The 1,258-nt window shown below is 46.0% G+C and carries 3 protein-coding genes; all 3 read right to left on the bottom strand.

Features of this window, described 5'->3' with window-relative positions:
• On the bottom strand, positions 1-558 hold a 558-nt coding region (gene dapF, locus J4G02_09315), incomplete at its 3' end, for a diaminopimelate epimerase (protein ID MCE2394771.1).
• 90 nt (positions 559-648) lie between these two features.
• The gene (locus J4G02_09310; protein MCE2394770.1) at positions 649-873 is read right to left on the bottom strand and encodes a DUF433 domain-containing protein; all 225 of its coding nucleotides are present in this window, start codon (positions 871-873) and stop codon (positions 649-651) included.
• Between the two features lie 191 nt (positions 874-1,064).
• The coding region (locus tag J4G02_09305; protein MCE2394769.1) for a hypothetical protein at positions 1,065-1,258 on the bottom strand (194 nt) is incomplete at its 5' end.

The following is a 1,258-nucleotide window of genomic DNA, read 5'->3' as shown; positions in this document are numbered from 1 at the left end:
CCGAACAAAATTGGCGTTTGTCCCCGCAGGTTTGAAGTCGTCGTGGTAGCGTGTCTGCCTGCCAAGCCCGAACACATCTGTTCCCTCTAAATCTTCTGCGTAAAAGAGGACATGGGGAACGCCGCTGTTGGCGAAAGAGATGTTGTGGACACCATCTTCCAACTGAAGCGGAAAGTTCAATCGGAGGTCCGTTGGATCGCTCATACGGACCTTGACATCAGTGCCGACAATTTCGGATTCGTAGATGCCGGCTTGCGTCTCAAAGGACATTCGCTCCGAAACGATGCCGTTAAGATAGGCAAACCTTGAAATGCATCGTGCCCCATTTCCGCAGGTCTCCGCCTCGCCGCCATCTGCGTTGAAGTAGCGCATCCGGAAATCCGCTTTATCCGTATCTTCGACGAGCAGTACGCCATCTGCACCGGCGGACATTCGGCGCTGACAAACCTTTTCGACAAAATCGGTATTTTCGTATCGGACAACGCCTTCACGATTATCAATGATGACGAAGTCGTTACCGGCACCGCTCAGTTTCATAAAGGGTATTTTTTGAGCCATATCGGTTCTCCTTTTCATAATGTCGATTTATTGTATCATATCTGCTATCTGTTCACCACACAATGGTTCTATTTATTTTACAATAGCCATTCATACGATTTTTTGGATCTGGTAATGATTTGCCATTAATTTAGCAGCGAATTGGATACAAGCATAAACGTCCTCTCTTTTGAGAGAAGGATATGCTTCAAGGACCTCATCTATGGAATCACCAGCCCCCAAAAACTCCATGATAGTTTGAACGGGGATGCGAGTCCCAGCAATCAAAGGTCGTCCATTGCAAATGTCAGGGTGAATATCTATTCGGTCTGCCATAATAGTTCTCCTTGATGGATTGCGTTGACAATTCTCATTTGACCCCAAGAAGTTAAATGAATTTCTGGGCTTCTAAGCCAGTGAACCGCAATGAATTCATTATATCAGACGGTAAGGAGAAAATGTAGGAAATTGTTTCGTGGATCCGGTTGCGAATTGGTTTTATTGGCGAGGGAACGGTTGGGGTATGATTATGGGTTAAACTGTTGGGCGACGAACACCAAATCCAGAATGTTGACAACACCATCGCTGTTGGGGTTGGAAGAGGATTTACCGAAACCGTTAGTAACTTGGACTAAATCTAAGACAGGGCTGCACCAGTGAATGAGTATAATAAAGCCGCACACGCAGCAACGTGCTAAGGTCGTCATTACTCTCCAATTTA

The sequence above is a fragment of the Candidatus Poribacteria bacterium genome, assembly GCA_021295755.1.
GTDB lineage: Bacteria > Poribacteria > WGA-4E > WGA-4E > PCPOR2b > PCPOR2b.
The sequence above is the reverse complement of the archived record's forward strand: the minus strand, read 5'-3'. Positions and strand labels throughout refer to the sequence as shown.